Origin of the sequence: Epilithonimonas hominis, assembly GCF_003730015.1 — a bacterium.
In the GTDB taxonomy this organism is placed as follows: Bacteria; Bacteroidota; Bacteroidia; order Flavobacteriales; family Weeksellaceae; genus Epilithonimonas; species Epilithonimonas hominis.
Genome location: NZ_RJTU01000094.1, coordinates 1 through 5382, shown reverse-complemented (window position 1 = coordinate 5382; position 5382 = coordinate 1). Strand labels below are relative to the sequence as shown.

At 46.3% G+C, this 5382-nt stretch carries 2 tRNA genes and 3 rRNA genes; all 5 read right to left on the bottom strand.

The window, feature by feature from the left end:
- Positions 1-133: 133 nt before the first annotated feature.
- The 5 genes from rrf to EGH73_RS13915 all read right to left on the bottom strand — a co-directional run bounded on the left by rrf (position 134) and on the right by EGH73_RS13915 (position 5265).
- Positions 134-241, bottom strand: a 5S ribosomal RNA gene (gene rrf, locus EGH73_RS13935).
- Between the two features lie 184 nt (positions 242-425).
- A 23S ribosomal RNA gene (locus EGH73_RS13930) occupies positions 426-3179 on the bottom strand.
- Between the two features lie 158 nt (positions 3180-3337).
- Positions 3338-3411 (bottom strand) — tRNA-Ala (locus tag EGH73_RS13925).
- 103 nt (positions 3412-3514) lie between these two features.
- Positions 3515-3588 (bottom strand) — tRNA-Ile (locus tag EGH73_RS13920).
- Positions 3589-3748: 160 nt separating this feature from the next.
- Positions 3749-5265: ribosomal RNA gene (locus tag EGH73_RS13915) — 16S ribosomal RNA — on the bottom strand.
- The 16S, 23S and 5S rRNA genes sit together here with 2 tRNA genes alongside, the layout of an rRNA operon.
- Positions 5266-5382 lie beyond the last annotated feature (117 nt).

The following is a 5382-nucleotide window of genomic DNA, read 5'->3' as shown; positions in this document are numbered from 1 at the left end:
TATCAAAACTTTTTGCCTAGTCCCCAAGTTTTGAAACTAATCCGTTTTATATATGTCATTTATACGACTTTTCATAAGTAAAAAAAGGTCAAAAAAAAAGCTCATCAAAGTAAATTGATGAGCTTTTAAAAAATACTGGCGGCGACCTACTCTCCCGCTTTCGCAGTACCATCGGCGCTAGAGGGCTTAACTTCTGTGTTCGGAATGGGAACAGGTGAGCCCCTCTGCTAAAACCACCCTAAAGGCTGTTTGTACAAAAGGATGTACAGTATATGTATTTAGTTCAGAGATTTATATTTAAAGTTCAAAGTTTTACAACTTTGAATTCTTTAACCATAAACTTTGAATTAAAAAATCGATAAAAACGTTCACAAAGAGAGAACCTTAGTTGCGCAAGCAAACGCTTGGGTTTATTGTAACCAATAGGCTATAAATCTACGGGTAATTAGTACTACTCGGCTATGACATTACTGTCTTTACACCTGTAGCCTATCAACGTCGTCATCTCCAACGACCCTTAAAAGATGTCTCATCTTGAGGCGAGTTTCGCACTTATATGCTTTCAGTGCTTATCTCTTCCAAACATAGCTACTCAGCGGTGCACCTGGCGGTACAACTGATACACCAGAGGTTTGTTCAATTCGGTCCTCTCGTACTAGAATCAAGTCCTCTCAAACATCTAACGCCCGCAATAGATAGAGACCGAACTGTCTCACGACGTTCTGAACCCAGCTCGCGTGCCACTTTAATGGGCGAACAGCCCAACCCTTGGGACCTTCTCCAGCCCCAGGATGTGACGAGCCGACATCGAGGTGCCGAACCTCCCCGTCGATGTGAGCTCTTGGGGGAGACTAGCCTGTTATCCCCGGAGTACCTTTTATCCTATGAGCGATGGCCCTTCCATACGGAACCACCGGATCACTATGTCCTGCTTTCGCACCTGATCGACTTGTTGGTCTCACAGTCAAGCACCCTTATGCCATTACACTCTACGCACGGTTACCAAGCGTGCTGAGGGTACCTTTGAAAGCCTCCGTTACTCTTTTGGAGGCGACCACCCCAGTCAAACTACCCACCACGCAATGTCCTTCCGTAGAAGTTAGGCTCCAAGTAAACAAAGGGTGGTATTTCAACGTTGGCTCCACCAACACTAGCGTGCCAGCTTCATAGCCTCCCACCTATCCTACACATTGTTTACTCAAAGTCAATACGAAGTTATAGTAAAGGTTCACAGGGTCTTTTCGTCCCATTGCGGGTAATCGGCATCTTCACCGATACTACAATTTCACCGAGCTCGTGGCTGAGACAGTGCCCAGATCGTTACACCATTCGTGCAGGTCGGAACTTACCCGACAAGGAATTTCGCTACCTTAGGACCGTTATAGTTACGGCCGCCGTTTACTGGGGCTTCAGTCAAACGCTTCGCTTACGCTAACGCCCTTCCTTAACCTTCCAGCACCGGGCAGGTGTCAGACCCTATACAGCATCTTTCGATTTAGCAGAGTCCTGTGTTTTTGATAAACAGTCGCCTGGGCCTCTTCACTGCGGCCAACATTACTGTTGGCGTCTCTTCTTCCGAAGTTACGAGACTATTTTGCCTAGTTCCTTAGCCACGACTCACTCGAGCACCTTAGGATTCTCTCCTCGACTACCTGTGTCGGTTTTGGTACGGGTTGCTTCACTTCGGCTTTTCTTGGAAGCGAGTTCACTACAACAACTTCGCCCGAAGGCTAGGTCTTGACTATTCCGTCAGTCTCCAGTAGCTACGTCACTCCGTCCCCTTTTTAGTGTGAGCAAGTATGGGAATATTAACCCATTGTCCATCCACTACCCCTTTCGGGTTCGCGTTAGGTCCCGACTAACCCTCAGCTGATTAGCATGGCTGAGGAAACCTTAGTCTTTCGGTGAGGGGGTTTCTCGCCCCCTTTATCGTTACTTATGCCTACATTTTCTTTTCTGTCCGCTCCACAATACCTCACGATACTGCTTCGGCGCAAACAGAATGCTCCCCTACCAGATATAATAAATTATAAATCCATAGCTTCGGTAATATGCTTATGCCCGATTATTATCCATGCCGGACCGCTCGACTAGTGAGCTGTTACGCACTCTTTAAATGAATGGCTGCTTCCAAGCCAACATCCTAGCTGTCAATGCAGTCCAACCGCGTTGTTTCAACTTAGCATATATTTAGGGACCTTAGCTGTTGGTCTGGGTTCTTTCCCTCTCGGACATGGACCTTAGCACCCATGCCCTCACTGCCGCAGAACATTTATTAGCATTCGGAGTTTGTCAGGAATTGGTAGGATTTGACTCCCCCGCATCCAATCAGTAGCTCTACCTCTAATAAACTCATTTGCGACGCTGCACCTAAATGCATTTCGGGGAGTACGAGCTATCTCCCAGTTTGATTGGCCTTTCACCCCTACCCACAGGTCATCCGAAGACTTTTCAACGTCAACCGGTTCGGTCCTCCACTTTGTGTTACCAAAGCTTCAACCTGCCCATGGGTAGATCACAAGGTTTCGCGTCTAATCCTACTAACTATGCGCCCTATTCAGACTCGCTTTCGCTCCGGCTCCGGACCTGAAGTCCTTAACCTCGCTAGTAAAATTAACTCGTAGGCTCATTATGCAAAAGGCACGCCGTCACACCTTATTGGTGCTCCGACCGCTTGTAGGCGTACGGTTTCAGGTTCTATTTCACCCTTCTATTCGAAGTGCTTTTCACCTTTCCTTCACAGTACTTGTTCACTATCGGTCTTTCAGGAGTATTTAGCCTTGGAGGATGGTCCCCCCATATTCAGACAGGATTTCACGTGTCCCGCCCTACTCATTTATCATCTTAATATACCTTTCGAATACCGGGCTATCACCGTCTATGGCTGTTCTTTCCAGAACATTCTTCTAAATATATAAAGACTTTTGGGCTAATCCGCTTTCGCTCGCCACTACTTACGGAATCTCTTCGATTTCTTTTCCTCAGGGTACTTAGATGTTTCAGTTCTCCTGGTTTGCTCCCATTGCTGGGTGACATATCTTCAATATGCCGGGTTGCCCCATTCGGACATCTGCGGATCAAGTCGTGTGTGCCGATCCCCGCAGCTTTTCGCAGCTTACCACGTCCTTCTTCGCCTCTGAAAGCCTAGGCATCCGCCATACGCCCTTAACGATTTCTTTCCTATTTTTAGGTTACTCAAGCGCTTTCTTGCGCTCGGTTTTCTCTTTGTGATGTCTTTACCGTTAATGTCAATGATCTTTATTGCTTTTTAGTCATCTGATGAACAATTGTTGTTTTTGGCTCCAATCGTAACTTTTAAATCAAACTCCTAAAACAGTGGAGAATAAGGGAGTCGAACCCTTGACCTCCTGCGTGCAAGGCAGGCGCTCTAGCCAGCTGAGCTAATTCCCCTCTAGAGGAGATTTTAAATTCTAAATTCTAAATTTTAAATTATTTAAGCCCTTGGCTTTAATCTAAAATCTATAATTTTTAATCTATAATTCCCTTTAATTAGTAGTCTCGGGCAGGCTCGAACTGCCGACCTCTACATTATCAGTGTAGCGCTCTAACCAGCTGAGCTACGAGACTTTCTCTAATTAACAATTATCAATTTATAATTATTAATTATCTCTCTATCCCTTTACTAATTCCTAGTGGGTTTTATTTTTTATATAAGCAACCGAGTAAAAAAACCAAAGCTTATCTTTTGTATAAGCACTTTTTAATATTTTTTGACGTATTGTCTCTAAAATGAGATGTTCCAGCCGCACCTTCCGGTACGGCTACCTTGTTACGACTTAGCCCTAGTTACCTGTTTTACCCTAGGCAGCTCCTTTTACGGTCACCGACTTCAGGTACCCCAGACTTCCATGGCTTGACGGGCGGTGTGTACAAGGCCCGGGAACGTATTCACCGCGCCATGGCTGATGCGCGATTACTAGCGATTCCAGCTTCATAGAGTCGAGTTGCAGACTCCAATCCGAACTGAGACCGGCTTTCGAGATTTGCATCACATCGCTGTGTAGCTGCCCTCTGTACCGGCCATTGTATTACGTGTGTGGCCCAAGACGTAAGGGCCGTGATGATTTGACGTCATCCCCACCTTCCTCTCTACTTGCGTAGGCAGTCTCACTAGAGTCCTCAACTTAATGCTAGCAACTAGTGACAGGGGTTGCGCTCGTTGCAGGACTTAACCTAACACCTCACGGCACGAGCTGACGACAACCATGCAGCACCTTGAAAAATGTCCGAAGAAGGATCTATTTCTAAATCTGTCATTTCCCATTTAAGTCTTGGTAAGGTTCCTCGCGTATCATCGAATTAAACCACATAATCCACCGCTTGTGCGGGCCCCCGTCAATTCCTTTGAGTTTCATTCTTGCGAACGTACTCCCCAGGTGGCTAACTTATCACTTTCGCTTAGTCTCTGAAGCCGAAGCCCCAAAAACGAGTTAGCATCGTTTACGGCGTGGACTACCAGGGTATCTAATCCTGTTCGCTCCCCACGCTTTCGTCCATCAGCGTCAGTTAAATCTTAGTGACCTGCCTTCGCAATTGGTGTTCTAAGTAATATCTATGCATTTCACCGCTACACTACTTATTCCAGCCACTTCAAATTTACTCAAGACCTGCAGTATCAATGGCAGTTTCACAGTTAAGCTGTGAGATTTCACCACTGACTTACAGATCCGCCTACGGACCCTTTAAACCCAATAAATCCGGATAACGCTTGCACCCTCCGTATTACCGCGGCTGCTGGCACGGAGTTAGCCGGTGCTTATTCGTATAGTACCTTCAGCTACTCTCACGAGAGTAGGTTTATCCCTATACAAAAGAAGTTTACAACCCATAGGGCCGTCGTCCTTCACGCGGGATGGCTGGATCAGGCGCTAACCCATTGTCCAATATTCCTCACTGCTGCCTCCCGTAGGAGTCTGGTCCGTGTCTCAGTACCAGTGTGGGGGATCACCCTCTCAGGCCCCCTAAAGATCATTGACTTGGTGAGCCGTTACCTCACCAACTATCTAATCTTGCGCGTGCCCATCTCTATCCACCGGAGTTTTCAATATCAAATGATGCCACTCAATATATTATGGGGTATTAATCTTCCTTTCGAAAGGCTATCCCCCAGATAAAGGCAGGTTGCACACGTGTTCCGCACCCGTGCGCCGCTCTCTCTGTTCCGAAGAACAAATACCGCTCGGCTTGCATGTGTTAGGCCTCCCGCTAGCGTTCATCCTGAGCCAGGATCAAACTCTCCATTGTATGTTTGTTTGTCCTTATACTCAAATTCAATTTAAAATTGACGCTTTGGTTTTTTTTTCCTTACTTGGTTGTTATATCTTATTGTCAATGAACTTTGTTCTTTTCGCTTCCTCAGGA